Source organism: Phenylobacterium sp. (assembly GCF_037968635.1).
Taxonomy (GTDB): domain Bacteria; phylum Pseudomonadota; class Alphaproteobacteria; order Caulobacterales; family Caulobacteraceae; genus Phenylobacterium.
On record NZ_JBBKVV010000148.1, the window covers coordinates 21,184 to 39,876 of the forward strand.

Below are 18,693 nucleotides of genomic sequence, written 5' to 3' on the forward strand. Positions count from 1 at the left end.
AAAGAAAGGTGCGAGCGAGCTTTTCAAGAACCCGTCTTCGCAGGGTCCGCGCTTCTACCCGATCAGACGGGGGGCGGCAAATGCGCTCGCTCATCGCTTGCTTCGCCGGACCCGAACCGCTTCAATCTGCGGATACCAAACGGACCGCATAGCGGAGGAAATATTTTCAATGGCGATCTTTTATCCCGACATTCTTGAACAGAAGACGGCTGCGCGCGAATTCACCTATCGCGACAAAGACGTGATGCTCTACGCGCTCGGCGTCGGCATGGGGCAGGACCCCATGAACGAGGACGAGCTGGCCTACGTCTATGAGCGCAACCTGAAGGTCATCCCGACCGCCGCCACCGTGCTGGCCTCGAACATGCGCTCGGCCGGCGGCCCCGCGCCGGTGATGCCAGAGGGCCACCGCCAGAGCCAGATCAACTTCCTGATGGTCGTCCACGGCGAGCAGAAGGTCGAACTCCACAAGCCCCTGCCCACCACCGGCGCCTTCACCGCCGAGGGCCGCACCGTCGGCGCCTACGACAAGGGTGAAGGCAAGGGCGCCGTCATCATCAACGAGACCATCTGGCGCGACGACAAGGGCGAAAAGGTCGCCACCCTGACCGGCTCCACCTTCGCCCGCGGCGACGGCGGCTTTGGCGGCCCGTCGGAAGGCGCCCCGGAGCCCCACGTGGTCCCGACCCGCAAGGCCGACCTGTCGGTGGACTTCACCACCCGGGAGGACCAGGCCCTGCTCTATCGCCTGAACGGCGACCGCAACCCGCTGCACTCCGATCCCGAGTCGGCCCGCCGTTCGGGCTTCCCGCGGCCGATCCTGCACGGGCTGTGCACCTACGGCATCACCTGCCGCGCTGTGCTGCAGGCCATCACCGGCTTTGATCCCGACCAGATCCTCAGCCACCAGGCCCGCTTCTCGGCGCCGGTCATCCCGGGCGACACCATCACGGTGGACCTCTGGAAGGACGGCCGGAACATCGCCTTCGAAGCCCGCGTCAAGGAACGCGGCGCCACGGTGATCAAGAACGGCCTGACCGTCCTGCGCGCCTAAGGCCCTTCTGCGGAGCGGTTCCCGAAGTCCGGGAACCGCTCTAAAGAGGGTTGCATGACCCTCAGACCTCTCCTGGGCGCCACCGTCGCCCTCTCGCTGGCCGCCTGCGCCATGCTCCCGCAGATGCGCCACGAGGCCGCCCCGAGCGACGCCTCGCTGGCCGCGCCGCTGAACCCCATTCCCACCACGCTCACCGGCTATCTGCCGACCGCCGACATCGACGGCGCGGCCCTGCTGGGACCGCCGCCCAGCCCCGACAGCCTGCGCGGCCAGGCCGACCGGGCCTATTACAACGAGACCCGCGCGCTGGCCGGCACCCCCCGCTGGAACGCCGCCATCCGCGACAATGACATCTGGGGCGGCGGGGCCTTGAAGGGCTATGCCTGCGCGGCGGGCAAGGAGATCGGACCCAAGGCCACGCCGGTCCTGTACCGCCTGCTGCACCGCATCGAGCTCGACGTGCGCACGGTGGGGAAGCCCGCCAAGGACCACTACAACCGGCCCCGCCCGCTGATCGGCGACACCCAGGCGGTCTGCGTGCCCCGGGAGGACTGGATGAAGACCAACGCCTCCTACCCGTCGGGCCACACCATGGTGGGCTGGGCCTGGGGGCTGATCCTCACCGAGCTGGCGCCGGGCAAGGCCGATGGGCTGATGGCCACGGCCAAGGAGGTGGGCGAGAGCCGGGCGGTGTGCGGGGTCCACTACCAGAGCGACATCGAGGCCGGGCGGATGCTGGCCTCGGCCATGGTGGCGCGGCTGCATGGGGACCCGGCGTTCCAGCGGGACCTGGCCACGGCGCGCCGGGAACTGGCCAGGTCGCCGGCGCTGAGCTGCCCTGTCTGACAACATGTTGGCCGCCGCGGAGGGACCAAACCCCGCCTCAGGCGGAGGAATGGCCGCGAGGTCCTTACAGCCCATGGGTTTGCGGGCCGACAGGCCCACCAACATGTGCCGACATGTGACCGTCGAGGTGTCGTCAGACAGGCCGCGGGTTGACCAGCCCGCCGTAGAGATCGGTGCGGCGGTCGCGGAAGAAGCCCCAGGCGGCGCGGTGCGTGGCCAGGAAGTCCAGGTCGAAGCTGGCCGCCACGATCCCCTCCTGATCGCCCAGGGCCGAGATCAGATCGCCGCGATGGTCGGCGATGAAGGACGACCCGTAGAAGGCCTGGCCGCCACCCGGATAGTTCTCCCAGGGCTCGAAGCCGATACGGTTGGCGCCCACCACCGGGATGACGTTGGAGACCGCATGGCCCTGCATGGCCCGGCGCCAGGGGGCGGCGGTGTCCAGGGTCGCATCGTGGGGCTCCGACCCGATGGCGGTGGGATAGAGCAACACCTCGGCGCCCATCAGGGCCATGGCGCGGGCCGCCTCCGGATACCACTGGTCCCAGCAGATGCCGACGCCGACCCGGCCGAACTTGGTGTCCCAGACCCGGAAACCGGTGTCACCGGGGCGGAAGTAGTACTTCTCCTGATAGCCGGGGCCGTCGGGGATGTGGCTCTTGCGATAGACCCCCATCAGCGAGCCATCGGCGTCCACCATCACCAGGGAGTTGAAATAGTGCGGTCCCTCGCGCTCGAAGATCGAGATCGGCAGGACGACGCCCAGCTCGGCGGCCAGCGGCGCGAGCGCGGTGACGCAAGGGTGCTCGCGCCATGGATGGGCGTGGGCGAACCAGCGCTCCTCCTGGGTGACGCAGAAATAGGGACCCTGGAACAGCTCCGACGGCAGGATCACCTGGGCGCCGCCGACGGCGGCCAGGCGGATCAGGCCCTCGGTCTTCTTGATGTTGGCCGCCAGGTCCATCCCGTAGGAGGTCTGCAGGGCGGCGACGTTCATCGTGCGGGCCATCAGGCGGGCTCCTGCTGGGTGATGCAGTGGAAGGATCCGCCGCCGGTGAGGATGGCGTCGGACGGCAGGGCGACGACCTCGCGGCCGGGGAAGAGGCTGGCCAGGGCCTCCATGGCCAGTTCGGCGGCGCGCGGGTCGCCGTCATAGGTGGGCATGATCACCGCGCCGTTGGCGATGATGAAGTTCATGTGGCTGGCCGGGGCGGCGCCGCCCTCGTGGCTCTCGATCCAGCCCGGCGAGGGGATGCGCACCACCTTCAGCGGCCGGCCTTGCGCGTCGGTCATGGCCGCGAGATCGCGGGCGCAGGCGTCATAGGCGTAGACATTGAGGTCGCCCCGGCCCCAGGCGACCGGGCAGACCACGACGCCGGGCGCCACGAAGCGGGCGAGGTTGTCGACATGGCCGTCGGTGTGGTCGTTGGCCAGCCCGTCCCCCAGCCAGAGGATCTTGCGCGCCCCCAGGGAGGCGGCGAGTTCGGCCTCCGCGGCGTCCCGCGTCCAGCCGGGATTGCGGTTGGGATTGAGCAGGCACTGGCCGGTGGTGAGGATCGTGCCCTCGCCGTCATGGTCGAGCGAGCCGCCCTCCATGATGATCTCCTGCTGGACCAGGGGCGCGCCCGAGGCCGTGGCGATCTGGGCGGCGACGGTGTCGTCCCCCTCCATCTCGTACTTGCCGCCCCAGCCGTTGAAGCGGAAGCCGCGCGCCTCGTCGCCGTTCGGCCCCTTGGCGAAGATCGGGCCGGTGTCGCGCAGCCAGATGTCGCCGAAGACGCCGGGGAAGATCTCGATCCCGGCGACATCCGCCAGCAGGCGCCGCGCGGCGGCCTCGCCCTCGGGCGAGCCGGTCATCAGACGCACGCGTTCCTTGCCGGGACCGGCCAGGGCGCGGGCCAGGGCCGCGACCTGGGCCTGGGCCTGGTCGAGGTCATCGGCCCACACCTCCGCATGGCTGGGGAAGCCCAGCCACATGGCCTTGTGCGGCGCCCATTCGGCGGGAACGATCACAGTCATCTCAAGCCCTTGTGTTGGCTGCGCGAAATGGGCGGTGCAGCGCACGGCGTCAAGCGTGGCCTTGGAAGGACATTACGATCCTTCTCCCCTTGCGGGGTCGAGAGCCGCGTTTCGCCAAATCGTTGGCGAAACGCATAGCCGGGCTTGAGTAGCCCGGCTCGCTCTCGACGGTGGCCGGTCGGAGACCGGTCGGATGAGGGGTCACGCTCCCCTCTCCGCGTGACATCCACCGCCCTAACCCGAGAGGCCTATCGACCCCTCATCCGACCCTGCTCCGCAGGGCCACCTTCTCCCGCAAGGGGAGAAGGACTTTGAAACACGAAAAAGGGCGGCCCGGGAGGGCCGCCCTTTCCGCGAAAGCGATGTCGCCGCGAGGACTAGAACTCGTAGCGCAGCGAGACCTGGGCGTACCAGAGCGAGCGTTCGTTGTTTATCGTGCGGCTGGTCGCGGTCGTGCTGTAGTTCGAGTAGCGGTAGGTGTCGCAGACGGCGCTGCTGGCGGCCGAGGCCACCCCGGCGGCGTTGGCGCAGGCCGCGTCGATGATGCGGTTGTTGCCCTGGCCGGAACCGGTCGAGCCGTATTCCTCGACGATGCCCCACTTGTTGTTGACCAGGTTCAGCACGTTCTGGACGTCGAGGACGACACGGAACTTGTGACCCTCGGTCAGGCCGGGGAACTCCTGGCTGATCTGCAGGTCGAGCTGGTTCACGTCGGGGTTCTTGATCGAACCCTTGCCGACGATGGTGTCGTTGCCCAGGTCGAACTTGTTCACCGCGTTGATGAAGTTGTCGCGGGTGGTGGCGGTGTCGAAGAACACCTTGCCGATCTGCAGGTCGGTCTTGTTCACGTCGCCGGCGATGTCGGGGACATAGAGCAGATAGGCCGAGCGGTTGACGCCGAAGGTCGTGCTGCGGTCGCGGGAGGCCGAGCCCATGGTGGCGTTGACCGGACGGCCGGTACGGGTTTCGCCGAACAGCGAGAACCGGGTCGGGTGGTTGGCGATGAACTCATGCTTGTAGTTGAGTTCGAACTTCGCGCGGTCGCTGACCTCTTCGTAGCCCTTGCCGTAGGCGTCGCGGTTGAAGTCCGAGCCGGTGGACTGGCTGGCGTAGAGCGAGCCGGCCGTGGTGCCGAAGCGGCCACCGGAGGTTTCCTCGTCCAGGCGCTGGCGGGCGTAGCCGATGGAGGCGCCGAGGCCGAAGTCGAAGTCCTTGGAAAGTCCCAGACCCAAGACGTAACCCTTGCCCTGGCCGGTGTTGTAGACCAGCAGGTCGCGGGTGGCCGGGGCGTTGGTTCCGGAAATCCCGGCCGCGGCGCGGGCCGCGTCGCTGGCCTGCAGGCCGTCATAGCGGATGCGGCCATCCGGGGTCTTCTGGATGACGCCATTGACGATCAGCGGCTGGGCGCGGAGGTCCTTGAAGGCGATCGCGTCCCGCACGGTGGTCTGCACGAAGTCGGCGGAGAGCTTCATGTCCCAGGGCAGGTCGTACTGCGCCGAGAGGAAGAACTTCCAGGACGACGGCATCTGGAACCCAGGCACGAAGGCGATGGTTTCGCCGCCCGCCGGGATGCCGGCCGGGGTCACCAGGCCGGTGACGCCGGTGGGCAGGTCGTAGCCGAAGCGCGGATCGGCGACGTTGATGTTGAGGCCCGAGGCGCCGTTGGCCTGGGTGAAGCCGGCGGAGTTATTCACCTCGCTGAAGGTGCCGTTGGCGTTGCGGACGATGTTGACGCCGGCCGCCGCGTAGCCGGTGGTGGAGAAGGCCGTGGAGATCAGCACGTCCGGCACGCCGCCGGAGAACAGGCCAAAGCCGCCGTTGACCCGGTAGGGCTTGCCCTCCGGCTTCCAGTTGAAGGCCACGCGCGGCATCATGATCGAGAGGCCGTCATAGGTCTGTTGGTTGTTGAAGCCGTTCCGCGCCGTGAAGTTCGGGTTGAGGATCGGCTTGTCGTCGCTCTTGAACCAGTCGTAGCGGAAGCCGGCGGTGACCTGCAGGTCGTCGGTGACGTCCAGCACGTCCTGGAAGTAGAGGCTGTTCTGCGAGTACTCGAAGAGAGCCGCGGCGTCGCGCGGATCGCCGGACGGGGCGTTGGAGTACTGCAGGCGATTGGCGCGGCCGGCCTGGAAGTCGGCGATGGAGTCGAAGTAGTAGACCCCGTCGCTTTCCGGCACGAACAGGTTGACGATCTCCAGGTTCTGGCTCTCGAAGCCGACCTTCAGCAGATGGTCGCCCAGGGAATACTCGGCCTTGGCCTGGAATTGCAGGTTGTGGGTCTCAAGCTCGTTGGCCTGGCGGAACGAGTCCGGCCCGATGCGGATCAGGCCCGAGCCGCTGTCGCAGGTGGTGGTGGTGGTGTTGCTGACCGCCATGGAGCAGATTTGCAGTTCGGCGAATTCCTGGCCGGCCGGCGGGTTCTGGCGGCGCTCATAGTCGCGATAGGAGACCCGAACCTGGGTGGAAAGCTGGTCGGTCCACTTGGAGTTCAGCTCGCCGACATAGGAATAGTCCTCGTCGCCTCCAAGGTAGAAGTTCGACGAGAGGCTGGCGGTGTTGTTGTTCAGGTTCGATCGCGCCACCGATTCCGACAGGGCGTAGCGGTAGGTGAACGAGGCCCGGTGGTTGTCGTTGATGTTCCAGTCGAGCTTGGCCGAGTACTTTTCGTCGACGATCGCGCCGGTGCGCGGGATCGTGCCCGGGTCGAAGTCCGTCGTGTAGACGTTGTTCAGGATGTTGGTGACCTGATCGATCTGCGACTGGGTGATGTTGGTGAACGAGTTGGGGAAGCCCTGACCGGCGGGGCCGACGTTGACCTGATCAGAGGTCTCATACAGCTCGTAGGAGATGGCGAAGAACAGCTTGTCCTGCAGGATCGGGCCGGCCAGGAACGCGCCGTAGTTGGTTTGGGTCTGCGTCGTCTTCACCGGCTTGTCGCGCAGGGCGTCGCCGACCATGCCGTCGTTCAGATAGTTGGTGAAGACGCTGCCGTGGAAGTCGTTGGTGCCCGAGCGCAGCACGATGTCGATCGCGCCGCCCTGGAAGTCGCCGTTCTGCACATCGTAGGGCACGGCCTGGATCGTGAACTGCTCGATGGCGTCCAGCGAGATCGGACCGCGGCGGGTGGGCACGCCGCCCGAGTTCAGGCCGAAGTCGTCCTGCACCGGCGAACCATCGATGGTGATACGGTTGGACTTGGGGTTAGAGCCGGCGATGGAGATGCCGCCGTCGGTGGCGGTGTTGGCGGAGGCCAGCAGGTTGCGGCGGGCCAGGTCGCGGATGTCGCGGGTGATGGAGACCACCGACTCGATGCCGCCGCGGTCCAGGGTGGTGTTGGCGCCGGAGTTTTCCGAGGTGACGTCGCGGGCGGCGGTGACGACGAACTCGTCCACCGTGTTCTGGGCGATCAGGTCGAAGTTCAGGCGGACGCTGTCGCCCTGGGCCAGGTTGATGCCCGTCAGCGTCCTGGTCTCATAGCCCGGCGCGGTGACGGTGATGGTGTAGGGGCCGCCGACCCGCAGGCCGCGGGCGTCGAAGATGCCGTCGGTGTTCGGCGCGGTGACCGAACGGGTGCCGGACGGCGTGTGAACCAGGGTGACCGAGGCGTTGCGGACGGTGACGCCGTCATTGCCGGTCAGCTGGCCGCGCACGGCGCTGGTGGTGTCCTGCGCATAGACGGCGCTGGACATTGCGCACACGAGTGCGCTCAGGGCCGCGCCACCGGCGAGGCGTTTCATCGAAGTCATTTGGAGTCCCCTATCCATCGTGCAGCGGGGACCAGCCCAGGGCCCCCGGCGTTGCGAGTCCCTATAGCGTTAAAAATGTGTTCGTGGGTGACGGATTTGTTACGAGATCGTGTCCCCGCCGGACTGCTGCTTTAAAGACACGCATCGTCCTTTACAGGGCGCCGCGTCCGCGCCACCGTCCGCCGCCAAAACAGGGATAAATCGCTTGGCAGGTAACGCTTTGTCCGCCCCCGGAGCCGATGCTCACTGGAGAGGCGCCCTGTTGCTGGCCATGGGTCTGACCGCGGCGCGGCTGGTGGCGCTTTTCGTCACACCCCTCGAGCTCTACCCCGATGAAGCCCAATACTGGCTTTGGTCACGGACCCTGGACTGGGGCTATTTCTCCAAGCCGCCGATGATCGCCTGGACCATCTGGACCACCACGGCGATCGGCGGAAACAGCGAGGCCTGGGTGCGGCTGGCCGCGCCGCTCTATCACCTGGGGGTGACGCTGGCGGTGTTCGGGATCGGGCGGCGGCTGTACGGCCCGGCGGTGGGCTTCGCCGCCTGCGCCCTCTACGCCCTGATGCCCGGGGTGCAGATCTCGGCCCTGGTGATCGCCACCGACGCCATCCTGCTGTTCTACCTGTCGCTGTCGCTCTTAGCCTATGTTGAGCTGCCCTTGGCCCACGGCCGCCGCCGCCTGCTGACCGCCGCGGCGTTCGGGGCGGCGGTGGGGCTGGCCTTCCTGAGCAAGTACGCTGCGGTCTACGCGATCATCGGGCTGGCCCTGCATCTGGCGATCAGCAGGCAGGCCCGCGAAGTCTGGGACTGGAGGACGGCGGGGGCGGCGCTGGGCGCCTTCCTGCTGATCCTGTCGCCGAACCTGGCCTGGAACGCCGCGCACGGATTTTCCACCGTTCAGCACACGGCGGCCAACGCGGCCTGGGGCGGACGCAAGCTGTTCAACCTGCCTGAGCTCGGGGAATTCCTGGTCTCGCAGTTCGGGGTGTTCGGACCGATCCCCTTCGCGGTGCTGGTGGGCGGGCTGGTCCTGCTGTCCTTGCGCAAGCGTCTGACCGCGGCCGACCTCACCCTGCTGTGCTTCTGCGTCCCCCCGTTCCTGATCGTCACCACCCAGGCCTTCATCAGCCGGGCCAACGCCAACTGGTCCGGGGCGGGCTATGTGGCCGGCTCCATCCTGGTGGCCGCCTGGCTGATGCGCTGGCGGGCCCGGTGGTGGCTGGTGGGCGCCGTGGCCAGCCAGGCCCTGCTGGCGGCCCTGTTCCTGGCCTGTGTGATCCGCCCGGCGCTGTCGGAGACGATCGGCGCGGCCAACGCCTTCAAGCGCGCCAAGGGCTGGGAGCAGACCGTGGCCGCCATCACCGAGCGGGCGGCGGGGGAGCCTGGCCTGACCGCCGTGGCGGTGGACGACCGGTTCCTGTTCAACGCCAGCGCCTATTACGGCCGCGCGTTCTTCGGCGCGGTGAATTCGCCGCCGCTGAAGATGTGGGTGCGCGAGGGCCACCCGCAGAACCAGGCCGAGGTCACCGATCCCCTGACCCCGGCCACCGGCGCCCGGGTGCTGGCCGCCAGCCTGGACCTGATCTATCGCGACGAGCTGGCCCAGGACTTCACGCGGGTCGGCGGCCGTGAGATCCACAGCGTGATGCTGGATCGGAAACGCAAGCGGCGGACGGAGCTGTTCGTCGGCGAAGGCTTCGCGCCCCTGCCGCGCGACCCGGTGACGGGTCAGCCGCCCAAGCCGAAGGTGAGCGCGGAGTAGGTCAGCTGTGGCGGTTCCTTCTCCCCTTGCGGGAGAAGGACCGCGCATATCTCAGCTGCGCTTCCACACCGCCTTCAGGGCCGCCGCGCGGCCGCAGCCGACCTTGTAGGCGTTGTAGGCCGCCGGGTTCTTCTTGGCGTAGTCCTGGTGGTAGGCCTCGCCCATGTGGAAGGTGGCGGCCGGCAGGATCTTCGTGGCCACCGGCTTGCCCAGTTCCTTGGCCACCTGGACCTTCACGGCCTCGGCCGCCGCGCGCTCGGTGGGGCCGTCCACGAAGACCGCCGTGCGATAGGACGGGCCCTGGTCGCAGATCTGACCGTTCGGGTCCGTGGGGTCGATATTGTGGAAGAAGTTGGCCACCAGCAGGGAGTAGCTGGTCTGGGCCGGGTCGTAGGTGACCTTGATCGCCTCCAGGTGGCCCTCATGGTTCTGGTAGGTCGGGCGGGTCGACGCGCCGCCGGCATAGCCCACGACGACGGACTTCACCCCCTTGGCGTGCTCGATGTCGTGCTCGGCCGACCAGAAGCAGCCGCCCGCGAACACCGCGGTCTTGAGCGCGCCGGCGGCGGGGGCGGCGTTGGCCAGCAGCAGGGCCACGGCGGCCGTGGCGGCGAAGAGGGGCTTGTTCATGGGTCTACCTTGGTTGTCCTGAAGAGACATACGCAAGGCAGGGACGAGAAGTTTCAGAACCATCCTACTCATCCCGGCGACCGTTTCGCGGTCGCTCGGGGTGAGCAGATCAGGTCAGAGCCACCACGAACTTCGCCTCGGTCTTGGCGGTGATCTCGTCGAGGGTGACACCGTCGGCCAGGGCCGTGAGGGTCAGGGGAGCCTTGCCGCGGCTGACGTCGAAGACGCCGAGGTCGGTGATCAGGTGGTCCACCACCCGCGCGCCGGTGAGCGGCAGGGTGCAGGTGGTCAGCAGCTTGGGGGCGCCGGACTTTTCCACGTGGTCCATGACGACGACGACGCGCTTGACGCCGGCCACCAGGTCCATGGCCCCGCCCATGCCCTTCACCACCTTGCCCGGCACCATCCAGTTGGCCAGGTCGCCCTGTTCGGAGACCTGCATGCCGCCCAGAATGGAGAGCGCGATATGGCCGCCGCGGATCATGGCGAAGCTGTCGGCGCTGGAGAAGTAGGAGGAGCTATCAAGTTCGGTGATGGTCTGCTTGCCGGCGTTGATCAGGTCGGCGTCCTCCTCCCCCTCATAGGGGAAGGGGCCCATGCCCAGCATGCCGTTCTCGCTCTGCAGGGTGACGTGCATACCGGCCGGGATGTAGTTGGCCACCAGGGTCGGGATGCCGATGCCGAGGTTCACATAGAAGCCGTCGCGCAGCTCGTTGGCGGCGCGGGCGGCCATCTGTTCGCGGGTCCAGGCCATCTTAGACGCTCGCCTTTTCTTCGCGGGGCCGCGTGGTGACGCGCTCGATCCGCTTTTCGTATTTGGCGCCGGCGACGATGGCGTCGACATAGATGCCCGGCGTGTGGATGTTGTCCTTGTCGAGGCTGCCCACGGCGACCAGCTTTTCGACCTCGACGACGGTGGTCTTGCCGGCCGTCGCCATCATCGGATTGAAGTTCCGCGCGGTCTTCCGGTAGACGAGGTTGCCCTCGGCGTCGCCCTTCCAGGCCTTGACGATGGCCAGATCAGCGGTGAGGCCGCGCTCCATGACGTACATCTCGCCGTCGAAGTCGCGGACCTCCTTGCCCTCCGCCACCAGGGTGCCGACCCCGGTCTTGGTATAGAAGGCCGGGATGCCGGCGCCGCCGGCGCGGATGCGTTCGGCCAGCGTGCCCTGCGGGTTGAACTCCAGCTCCAGGTCGCCCGAGAGGTAGAGCTGCTCGAAGAGTTTGTTCTCGCCGACATAGGACGAGATCATCTTCCGGATCTGGCCGCTCTCCAGCAGGACGCCGAGGCCAAAGCCGTCGATCCCGCAGTTGTTGGAGATCACGGTGAGGTCCTTTGTCCCGCTCTCGCGGATCGCCGCGATCAGGTTTTCGGGGATGCCGCAGAGGCCAAAGCCCCCGGCCATGATGGTCATGCCATCGAACAGGCGCCCAGCCAGGGCGTCGACGGCGGATTTCTGTGTCTTGTCAGCCATGGACGCCCATTACGCCGCACTGCAACATTTGGGAACCGCGCATTCGGTTTTCGCGTGCACAAAACCGGGAACGCCGGTTCATAGTCAGATCATGTTCCACCTCGAAACGAGCCCCGCCCGATGAACGGACAGGACCTGCTGATCCAGGCGCTGGTCTATCTGACCGCAGGCGTCGTCTCGGTGCCGATCGCCAAGCGGATCGGTCTGGGCTCTGTGCTGGGCTACCTGATCGCCGGGGTCATCGTCGGGCCGTTCCTGCTGAACCTGGTGGGGGAACCCGCCGACGTCATGAAGTTCGCCGAGTTCGGGGTGGTGATCCTGCTGTTCCTGATCGGGCTGGAGGTGCGCCCGGCGCTGCTGTGGCGGATGCGGACGGCGATCTTCGGCCTGGGGGGCGCGCAGATGGTGGGGACCACCCTGGTGATGGCCGCCGCCGGCCTGGCGCTCGGCCTGGACTGGCGCACGGCCCTGGCGACGGGGGCGGTCCTGGCCCTGTCCTCCACCGCCATCGTGCTGGCCAACCTGGAGGAGAAGGGCATGCGCCAGGGCGCCGTGGGCGAGGCGGTGTTCGGGGTGCTGCTGTTCCAGGACCTGGCGGTGATCCCGCTGTTCGCCCTGCTGCCCCTGCTGGCGGTGGTGGCGCCGGCGCATGATGCGGCGGCCGTGGCCGGGCACGGCGCGAGCCTGCTGGTGGGCCTGCCCGGCTGGGCCAGGGCCCTGGCGATCCTGGGCGCGGTGGCCGCGGTGATCGGCGGGGGGCGCTATCTGGTGCGGCCGGTGTTCCGCTTCATCGCCCAGGCGCGGCTGCGGGAGATCTTCACCGCCTCGGCCCTGCTGCTGGTGGTGGCGGTGGCCGCCCTGATGCAGACGGTGGGCCTGTCCCCGGCGCTGGGCGCCTTCCTGGCCGGGGTGGTGCTGGCCGAGAGCGAGTTCCGGCGCGAGCTGGAGACCGACATCGAGCCGTTCCGCGGCCTGCTGCTGGGCCTGTTCTTCATCACCGTGGGGGCGGGGCTCGACTTCTCGGTGATCGCCCGCCAGCCGGTGCTGCTGGTCGGTCTGGTGGTGGGCATGATGGCGCTGAAGGCCGCGACCATGTTCGGGGTCGGCGCGGTGTTCCGCATGCCGCGCCGTGAAGCGGGCGCCACGGCGGTGTCCCTGGCCCAGGGCGGAGAGTTCGCCTTTGTGCTGCTGGGCTTCACCGTGGCGGCGGGCGTCATCGCCCCGGAGCTTTCCAAGCTGCTTTCGGCGGTGGTGGCGCTCTCGATGGCCTTCACGCCCCTGGCCTTCCTGGCCTACGAGAAACTGGTGCTGAGCCGCCAGGCCGGCCCCGGCGCGGAGCCGGAGGCGATCCCCTTCGACGAGGGCGACCCGGAGGTGATCGTTGCGGGCTTCGGACGCTTTGGCCAGATCGCCGCGCGCCTGCTGATCGCCAACGACTTCAATGTGGTGACCCTGGACTCCAGCATCGAGCAGATCGAACTGCTGCGGGCCTTCGGGCGCAAGGTCCACTATGGCGACGCCAGCCGCATCGACCTGTTGCGCACCGCCGGCGCCGACAAGGCCCGCCTGCTAGTGGTGGCCATCGACGACAAGGACAAGGCCGTGGAGCTGGTGGAGGCCGCCAAGCTGGCCTTCCCCAACCTCACCATCCTGTCGCGGGCCTGGGACCGGCGGCACGCCTATGACCTGCTGGCCCACGGCGCCGACGACGTGGAGCGTGAAAGCTTCGAGGGGAGCCTGGCCATGGGCAAGCGGGCCCTGATGCGCCTGGGCTTCAGCGAGCGCCGCGCCATCGCCGCGGCCGGCGCCTTCCGCAAGCTGGACCGCCAGCTGTTCGAGAAGCTGGCGCCCGCCTACGGCCAGGAAGAAAACTACGCGCTGGCCAGCCGCGACTCCACCGAGACCATGGAGCGGCTGCTGAACGCCGAGATGCGCCGCGCCGCCGAGGAAGACTCCGACGACGACCGGCCTCTCAGCCCCAGACGGGTGGAGAAGGATCGCCAGCCGGTGTAAGGGGCGGAAATGACCCAAGCCGCCATCACCCCCGTTTCCTTCAAGGCCTTCGGCGCCGACTTCGAAGGCTTCTCCCAGGCCCTGGGCGACAGTTTCGCCCGCTACGGCTTCGCGGTGATCTGCGACCATGGCCTGCCGGACGGAAACGTCACGGCGGCCACCGACGCCACCAAGGCCTTCTTCGCCCTGCCCGAGGATGTGAAGCAGCGCTACGTCGTCGGGACCGGCGGCCAGCGCGGCTACACCCCCTTCGGCATCGAGACCGCCAAGGACGCCGCGCATTTCGACCTGAAGGAGTTCTGGCACATGGGGCGCGACCTGCCTCCGGGCCACGCCTATCAGGAGCTGATGCCGCCCAATGTCTGGCCGGTGGAAACCCCCACCTTCGTCGCCGACGTGGCCTGGCTGTACGACTCGCTGGACGCCCTGGGGATCCAGTTGCTGGAGGCCATCGCCCACTATCTGAAGCTCGACCGCCACTTCTTCGACGCCACGGTGAACGACGGCAATTCAGTGCTGCGCCTGCTGCACTATCCGCCGGTCCCGAAGGACGGCCCCAATATCCGAGCCGGCGCCCATGAAGACATCAACGTCATCACCCTGCTCTTGGGAGCAGAGGAGGCTGGGCTGGAGGTTCTGGACCGCGACGGCCAATGGCTGCCGATCAATCCACCGGCAGGCTCCGTGGTCTGCAACATCGGCGACATGCTGCAGCGGCTGACCAACCACCGCCTGCCGTCCACGACCCACCGGGTGGTGAACCCCGCGCCCGAGCGCCGCGGCTTCCCCCGCTATTCCACGCCCTTCTTCCTGCACTTCAATCCCGACTACGAGATCAGGACCCTGGCCTCCTGCGTGGACGCCCAGCATCCCGACCGCTACCCCGCCCCGATCTCCGCTGACGAATTCCTGAAAGAGCGGCTGCGCGAGATCAAGCTGCTGTAGCGCTTCGCCTCTCCCGCCTGCGAGAGAGGGTGCGCGCCACCAAACCCTTCCGTAGAAAGTCGAACCTTTGGTTTTTGACGGTCACGGAGATTTAACCCTGAAGGCCCCATCGTTCCGGGCGACTTATCGGGGGAAACATCATGGCCAAAAAGGGCGCGGCTTCGCAGAGCGAAGCTGAACGTCTGGCCGCTATCGGCGGACTGGATCTCATGCAACTCAAGCCGACCCTGGCGCGCATCGCGCGCCTGGCCAAGGCCTATGCCAGACTTCCCAATTGTGATGTCGTCCTGCTGGAGGGCGACCAGACCTGGCATGCCAGCCAGCCCGACAGCTGGCGCAGCGCGGTCCCCAACGAAGAGTCCTTCACCGCCGCCGCCATAAAGGGCGATGGCGTGCTGTGGGTCAGCGACGCCCGCGAGGATGCGCGATTCAAGGCCCATCGCGGCGTCACCGGCGCCGGCATCTGTTTCTGCGCCGCGGCGCCGATCCGCCTGTCGGACGGGCGCGGCGTGGGCGCGGTCCTGGTGACCGATTCAGAGCCCCGGGCCTTCGACCAGGACATGGCCGACTACCTTACCGATCTGGCGGCCCTGGCCGCCGACGAGTGGAAGCGGCACAATGTCCGCGAGGACCTGGCCAAGGCGGCCGGCGAAGTCGCCGCCGCTCGCAACATGATCTCCGCCTTCGTCCAGGCCGCGCCGGTGGCGCTGTGCATGGTGGACAAGGAGATGCGCGTCATCCAGGCCAGCCCCCGCTGGAGCGCGGAGCGCCAGAGCGAGGACGTCGCCGGCCAGAGCCTCTACGAGGCCTATCCCGACACCCAGCGCTGGGCGCCGGTCTATAACCGCTGCCTCAAGGGCCAGCAGGTGCAGCACGACCGCGTGCCGGTGAACCTGCCTGACGGCCGCCATCTGTGGGCGCGGGTGGAGATCAATCCCTGGCGCGAGGCCGACGGCGAGATCGGCGGCCTGTTGATCATGTCGGTGGACGTCACCCGCACCGCCGACGCCCTGGAAGAGGCCAAGCGCAACGAGGAACGCCTGAAGCTCGCCATGGAGATCGGCGAACTGCGCATGTGGGAGATGGACTGGAAGCGCCGCGAACTGAGTGGCGCGGGCTATCAGTCACCACAGGCCGGCGACGAAGGCGCGTCTACTTACGAGGAGATGAACGCCGACATCTGGCGCGGCATCCACCCCGCCGACCGTGACGAGGCTAAGCGCGCCTGGGACGAATATGTCGAGGGCGGCGCACCGTTCCGGCAGGTCTACCGCATGCCCCAGAAGGGCGGCCCTCACGAGTGGCACTACTCGGCCTGCGAGGCGATCCGCGACGAGCGCGGCCGTATCGTCCGGGTGCTGGGCGTCCTGCGCAATATCGACAAGGAGAAGCGCGGCGAACTGGAGCTGCTGAAGGCCAAGGAGGAGGCGGAGACCGCCAACAAGGCCAAGAGCGAGTTCCTGGCCAATATGAGCCACGAGATCCGCACACCGCTGAACGGGGTGATGGGCATCGCCGGCGCCCTGGCGCGCACCGAGCTGACCTCCGGCCAGGCCGAGATGGTCAATCTGATCGAGACCTCGGCCCAGACCCTGGAGGCCCTGCTCACCGATATCCTGGACCTGGCCCGCATCGAGGCCGGAAAGCTGGAAATCCGCCCCGAGCCCTTCGACATGGCCACCTCGGTCAACGCCTGCGCCTCGCTGTTCCAGGCCAGCGCGCAGGCCAAGGACCTGAAGCTGGTGGTCGAGGTCGATCCCTATGCCCAGGGATCCTTCGACGGCGACGCCCCGCGGATCCGCCAGATCCTCACCAACCTGCTGGGCAATGCGGTGAAATTCACCAGCGACGGCGAGGTGAAACTGGCGGTCAAGGCGCGGCGCGACGAGACCTCCACCCACCTGACCTTCGAGGTTTCCGACACCGGTATCGGCTTCGACGAGGAGACCCGTCAGCGCCTGTTCGGGCGCTTCCAGCAGGCTGACGGCTCCATCACGCGCAGGTTCGGCGGAACGGGCCTGGGCCTGGCCATCAGCCACTCCCTGGCCGAGGCGATGGGCGGCGCCCTGTCGGCGACCTCCGAGCCCGGCAAGGGCTCGACCTTCTCCCTGGCGCTGGAACTTCAGCGCCGCCATGGCGCGGTGGACCTCTGGGGCGATCACGAGGCGGCGGACAATGAAGAGGCCGACCTCGACACCATGCGGGTGCTGCTGGCCGAGGACCATCCCACCAACCGCCGGGTCGTGGAGCTGATCCTGGGCGCCGCCGGCGTCGACCTGACCTGCGTCGAGAACGGCGCCGAGGCGGTGGACGAGGCCGCGCGCGCCAACTTCGATCTGATCCTCATGGATATGCAGATGCCGGTGATGGACGGCCTGACCGCCATCCGCGCCATCCGCCGCCGCGAAGGCCGGGAGAAGGCCGCCCCGACCCCGATCTACACCCTGACGGCCAACGCCATGCCCGAACACGCCAAGGCCTCCTCCGAGGCCGGCGCCGACGGCCACATCACCAAGCCGATCACCGCTGACGGCCTGCTCCGCGTCGTGGAGCAGGTGTGGAACGATAAGGTCGGGGCCGGGGTCGCGGCCGAGGAGTCGCAGGCGTTGAGCGCCTAAATTACACCGCTCACCCCGGCGAAGGCCGGGGCCCAGATACATCCGCCGCACTTCGAATCTCTAGCCCAGATCGTGACTTACGATCTGGGTCCCGGCCTTCGCCGGGATGAGCGGATTTGGTCTCCGCTTCGCTGCGGCCGGGATGACGTGGTGGGTAGACGTCGGCCCCAAGCTTGACCATTCTGTGACCATCTCAACCCAAGGGGAGATCATGTCAGAGACTGTGTTCGGAACCCGGGCCTAACAGCCGGCCGGGCTTCTGCTCTTTTAGAGTGCGCGTGACGGGCGTCGAAACCGGCGTCCACTTTCGACTGTCACGCTCTTGTCCGATCGGCTCATGGCCCTTCGCCGTCCGCGCCAGCGCGCGGGCGCGCCTTGTCATGATCAGTTCCCGACAGTCCCTTGAATATATCCAAAGCGCAGCAACGCACGCTGCACGCCCTGGCCCAAGGCGGCCAGATCCTCCTTGAACGCGACGCCCGAGGCGGGATCGTCCAGGCCACCTGCGTCAGCCGCGATGGCTGGCGGCTGGCCGATTGCGACCTGACCGTCTTCAAGAGCCTGAAGAAGAAGCGGCTGATCGCCAGCCGCAACGGCGAACCCTATCGGGTGACCCGCGACGGCCTGGTGAACCTGCGCGCCCAGCTCGACAACCGGACGTCAGTCCGCGGCTGGTGACGCGATCAACCTGAGAAAATGGACGCGTGCGGCGCCGTAGTCGCGCGCGTCCAGGACTTCGAACCCCTCGACATTGAAGGCGGGCTCAGCCGAGCCGCGCTCGAAGACGATCAACGCCTGCGGCGCCAGCCAGCCGCCGTCCCGCAGCTTGGCCAGGGCCACCTCGCCCAGGCCCTTGGCGTAGGGCGGGTCGAGGAAGGCGATATCGAAGGCGGGGCCATCCGCGCCGGGACGAAGCCCCAGGTCGATGGCCGAGCGGCGATGGACGCGGGTGACGCCAAACAGACTCAGGTTGTCGACGTTCTCGCGGATCGCGCCACGGGCCGCCTCGTCGGTCTCCACGAACAGGCAGAAGGCCGCGCCCCGCGACAGGGCCTCCAGGCCGAGCGCCCCGGAGCCGGCGAACAGGTCGATGACGCGCAGGTCGCGCAGGCCCTGTGACCAGGCGGCGTGCTCCAGGATGTTGAACACCGCCTGGCGGGCGCGATCGGAGGTGGGGCGGGTGGCGTCGCCGGCCGGCGTGACGATGGTCTTGCCGCGAAGGTCGCCCGATACGATGCGCATGTGGTCCCTCGAAGAATCGCGGCGCGACCTTGCCTGCTCACGCCGTCCGCTCCAAGCTCGGGGAAAATCGAATATCAGGTATGGAGAAGGCCGATGAGCTTCGTCACCGTGGAACGCAAGGGCGGCTGCGCCGTGATCACCTATGCCAACCCGCCGCGGGGAACCATGACCGCGGCCGGGTCGCAGGAGATGTACGCCGCGGTGAAGGCCGCCGCCGACGATCCCGCCGTGCGCGCCATCGTGCTGACCGGCGGCCTGCCCGGCGTGTTCGTGCGCTCCTACGATGTGGGGGAGCTGTCCAGCGCCAGCGACGCCACGGCGCCCGGCGCGGCGTCGCTGGCGC

General features: G+C 67.9%; 15 protein-coding genes. 8 read left to right on the forward strand and 7 right to left on the reverse strand.

Annotated features, from left to right (window positions below; translation table 11 throughout):
* The first annotated feature begins 169 nt into the window (after nucleotides 1-169).
* Together AAC997_RS17325 and AAC997_RS17330 are read left to right on the forward strand one after the other, a co-directional pair.
* On the forward strand, nucleotides 170-1,054 hold the full coding sequence (locus AAC997_RS17325) for a MaoC/PaaZ C-terminal domain-containing protein (RefSeq protein WP_340646954.1): 885 nt from the start codon (nucleotides 170-172) through the stop codon (nucleotides 1,052-1,054).
* 54 nt (nucleotides 1,055-1,108) lie between these two features.
* Entirely contained in the window at nucleotides 1,109-1,900 is a 792-nt protein-coding gene (locus AAC997_RS17330; protein ID WP_340646955.1) for a phosphatase PAP2 family protein, read from the forward strand.
* Nucleotides 1,901-2,033: 133 nt separating this feature from the next.
* On the opposite strand, the gene aguB is transcribed toward AAC997_RS17330, so the two are convergent.
* The 3 genes from aguB to AAC997_RS17345 all read right to left on the reverse strand — a co-directional run bounded on the left by aguB (nucleotide 2,034) and on the right by AAC997_RS17345 (nucleotide 7,662).
* On the reverse strand, nucleotides 2,034-2,909 hold the full coding sequence (gene aguB / locus AAC997_RS17335) for an N-carbamoylputrescine amidase (protein ID WP_340646956.1): 876 nt from the start codon (nucleotides 2,907-2,909) through the stop codon (nucleotides 2,034-2,036).
* The gene (locus tag AAC997_RS17340; protein ID WP_340646957.1) at nucleotides 2,909-3,919 is read right to left on the reverse strand and encodes an agmatine deiminase family protein; all 1,011 of its coding nucleotides are present in this window, start codon (nucleotides 3,917-3,919) and stop codon (nucleotides 2,909-2,911) included. The genes aguB and AAC997_RS17340 overlap by 1 nt, the downstream gene beginning before the upstream one ends.
* A gap of 377 nt (nucleotides 3,920-4,296) precedes the next feature.
* A complete protein-coding gene (locus tag AAC997_RS17345) occupies nucleotides 4,297-7,662 on the reverse strand; it encodes a TonB-dependent receptor (RefSeq protein WP_340646958.1) in 3,366 nt (1,121 codons plus the stop codon).
* Nucleotides 7,663-7,882: 220 nt separating this feature from the next.
* On the opposite strand from AAC997_RS17345, the gene AAC997_RS17350 reads away from it, so the two are divergent.
* A complete protein-coding gene (locus AAC997_RS17350) occupies nucleotides 7,883-9,427 on the forward strand; it encodes a glycosyltransferase family 39 protein (RefSeq protein ID WP_340646959.1) in 1,545 nt (514 codons plus the stop codon).
* 51 nt (nucleotides 9,428-9,478) lie between these two features.
* On the opposite strand, the gene msrA is transcribed toward AAC997_RS17350, so the two are convergent.
* The 3 genes from msrA to AAC997_RS17365 form a co-directional block, all read right to left on the reverse strand.
* Nucleotides 9,479-10,057, reverse strand: coding sequence for a peptide-methionine (S)-S-oxide reductase MsrA (gene msrA / locus AAC997_RS17355; RefSeq protein WP_340646960.1), 579 nt, complete (start codon nucleotides 10,055-10,057; stop codon nucleotides 9,479-9,481).
* 109 nt (nucleotides 10,058-10,166) lie between these two features.
* Nucleotides 10,167-10,811 (reverse strand): 3-oxoacid CoA-transferase subunit B, encoded by a 645-nt coding sequence (locus AAC997_RS17360; protein WP_340646961.1) that lies wholly within the window; start codon nucleotides 10,809-10,811, stop codon nucleotides 10,167-10,169.
* A gap of 1 nt (nucleotide 10,812) precedes the next feature.
* On the reverse strand, nucleotides 10,813-11,532 hold the full coding sequence (locus AAC997_RS17365) for a CoA transferase subunit A (RefSeq protein WP_340646962.1): 720 nt from the start codon (nucleotides 11,530-11,532) through the stop codon (nucleotides 10,813-10,815).
* A 120-nt stretch (nucleotides 11,533-11,652) separates the two neighbouring features.
* Here AAC997_RS17365 and AAC997_RS17370 point away from each other — a divergent pair, with 120 nt between their 5' ends.
* The 4 genes from AAC997_RS17370 (at nucleotide 11,653) to AAC997_RS17385 (ending at nucleotide 17,786) form a co-directional block, all read left to right on the forward strand.
* A complete protein-coding gene (locus tag AAC997_RS17370) occupies nucleotides 11,653-13,545 on the forward strand; it encodes a monovalent cation:proton antiporter-2 (CPA2) family protein (RefSeq protein ID WP_340646963.1) in 1,893 nt (630 codons plus the stop codon).
* Nucleotides 13,546-13,554: 9 nt separating this feature from the next.
* Nucleotides 13,555-14,490: a 2-oxoglutarate and iron-dependent oxygenase domain-containing protein gene (locus AAC997_RS17375; RefSeq protein WP_340646964.1), complete on the forward strand. Its 936-nt coding sequence runs from the start codon at nucleotides 13,555-13,557 to the stop codon at nucleotides 14,488-14,490.
* 140 nt (nucleotides 14,491-14,630) lie between these two features.
* Complete coding sequence (locus AAC997_RS17380) at nucleotides 14,631-17,108, forward strand: ATP-binding protein (RefSeq protein WP_340646965.1); 2,478 nt, start codon at nucleotides 14,631-14,633, stop codon at nucleotides 17,106-17,108.
* A 402-nt stretch (nucleotides 17,109-17,510) separates the two neighbouring features.
* Entirely contained in the window at nucleotides 17,511-17,786 is a 276-nt protein-coding gene (locus AAC997_RS17385; RefSeq protein WP_340646966.1) for a YjhX family toxin, read from the forward strand.
* Here AAC997_RS17385 and rsmD read toward each other — a convergent pair.
* Nucleotides 17,769-18,350, reverse strand: coding sequence for a 16S rRNA (guanine(966)-N(2))-methyltransferase RsmD (gene rsmD, locus AAC997_RS17390; RefSeq protein WP_340646967.1), 582 nt, complete (start codon nucleotides 18,348-18,350; stop codon nucleotides 17,769-17,771). The two genes, AAC997_RS17385 and rsmD, sit on opposite strands and share 18 nt — an antisense overlap.
* A gap of 93 nt (nucleotides 18,351-18,443) precedes the next feature.
* Between rsmD and AAC997_RS17395 the strand changes: the two genes are divergently transcribed.
* A partial coding sequence (locus AAC997_RS17395) for an enoyl-CoA hydratase-related protein (RefSeq protein ID WP_340646968.1) occupies nucleotides 18,444-18,693 on the forward strand: 250 nt, incomplete at its 3' end.

Coding starts and splice junctions, on each gene's coding strand:
- AAC997_RS17325 (WP_340646954.1), top strand. CDS start 170: ATGGCGATCTTTTATCCCGACATTCTTGAACAGAAGACGGCTGCGCGC.
- AAC997_RS17330 (WP_340646955.1), top strand. CDS start 1,109: ATGACCCTCAGACCTCTCCTGGGCGCCACCGTCGCCCTCTCGCTGGCC.
- aguB (WP_340646956.1), bottom strand. CDS start 2,909: ATGGCCCGCACGATGAACGTCGCCGCCCTGCAGACCTCCTACGGGATG.
- AAC997_RS17340 (WP_340646957.1), bottom strand. CDS start 3,919: ATGACTGTGATCGTTCCCGCCGAATGGGCGCCGCACAAGGCCATGTGG.
- AAC997_RS17345 (WP_340646958.1), bottom strand. CDS start 7,662: ATGACTTCGATGAAACGCCTCGCCGGTGGCGCGGCCCTGAGCGCACTC.
- msrA (WP_340646960.1), bottom strand. CDS start 10,057: ATGAACAAGCCCCTCTTCGCCGCCACGGCCGCCGTGGCCCTGCTGCTG.
- AAC997_RS17360 (WP_340646961.1), bottom strand. CDS start 10,811: ATGGCCTGGACCCGCGAACAGATGGCCGCCCGCGCCGCCAACGAGCTG.
- AAC997_RS17365 (WP_340646962.1), bottom strand. CDS start 11,532: ATGGCTGACAAGACACAGAAATCCGCCGTCGACGCCCTGGCTGGGCGC.
- AAC997_RS17370 (WP_340646963.1), top strand. CDS start 11,653: ATGAACGGACAGGACCTGCTGATCCAGGCGCTGGTCTATCTGACCGCA.
- AAC997_RS17375 (WP_340646964.1), top strand. CDS start 13,555: ATGACCCAAGCCGCCATCACCCCCGTTTCCTTCAAGGCCTTCGGCGCC.
- AAC997_RS17380 (WP_340646965.1), top strand. CDS start 14,631: ATGGCCAAAAAGGGCGCGGCTTCGCAGAGCGAAGCTGAACGTCTGGCC.
- rsmD (WP_340646967.1), bottom strand. CDS start 18,350: ATGCGCATCGTATCGGGCGACCTTCGCGGCAAGACCATCGTCACGCCG.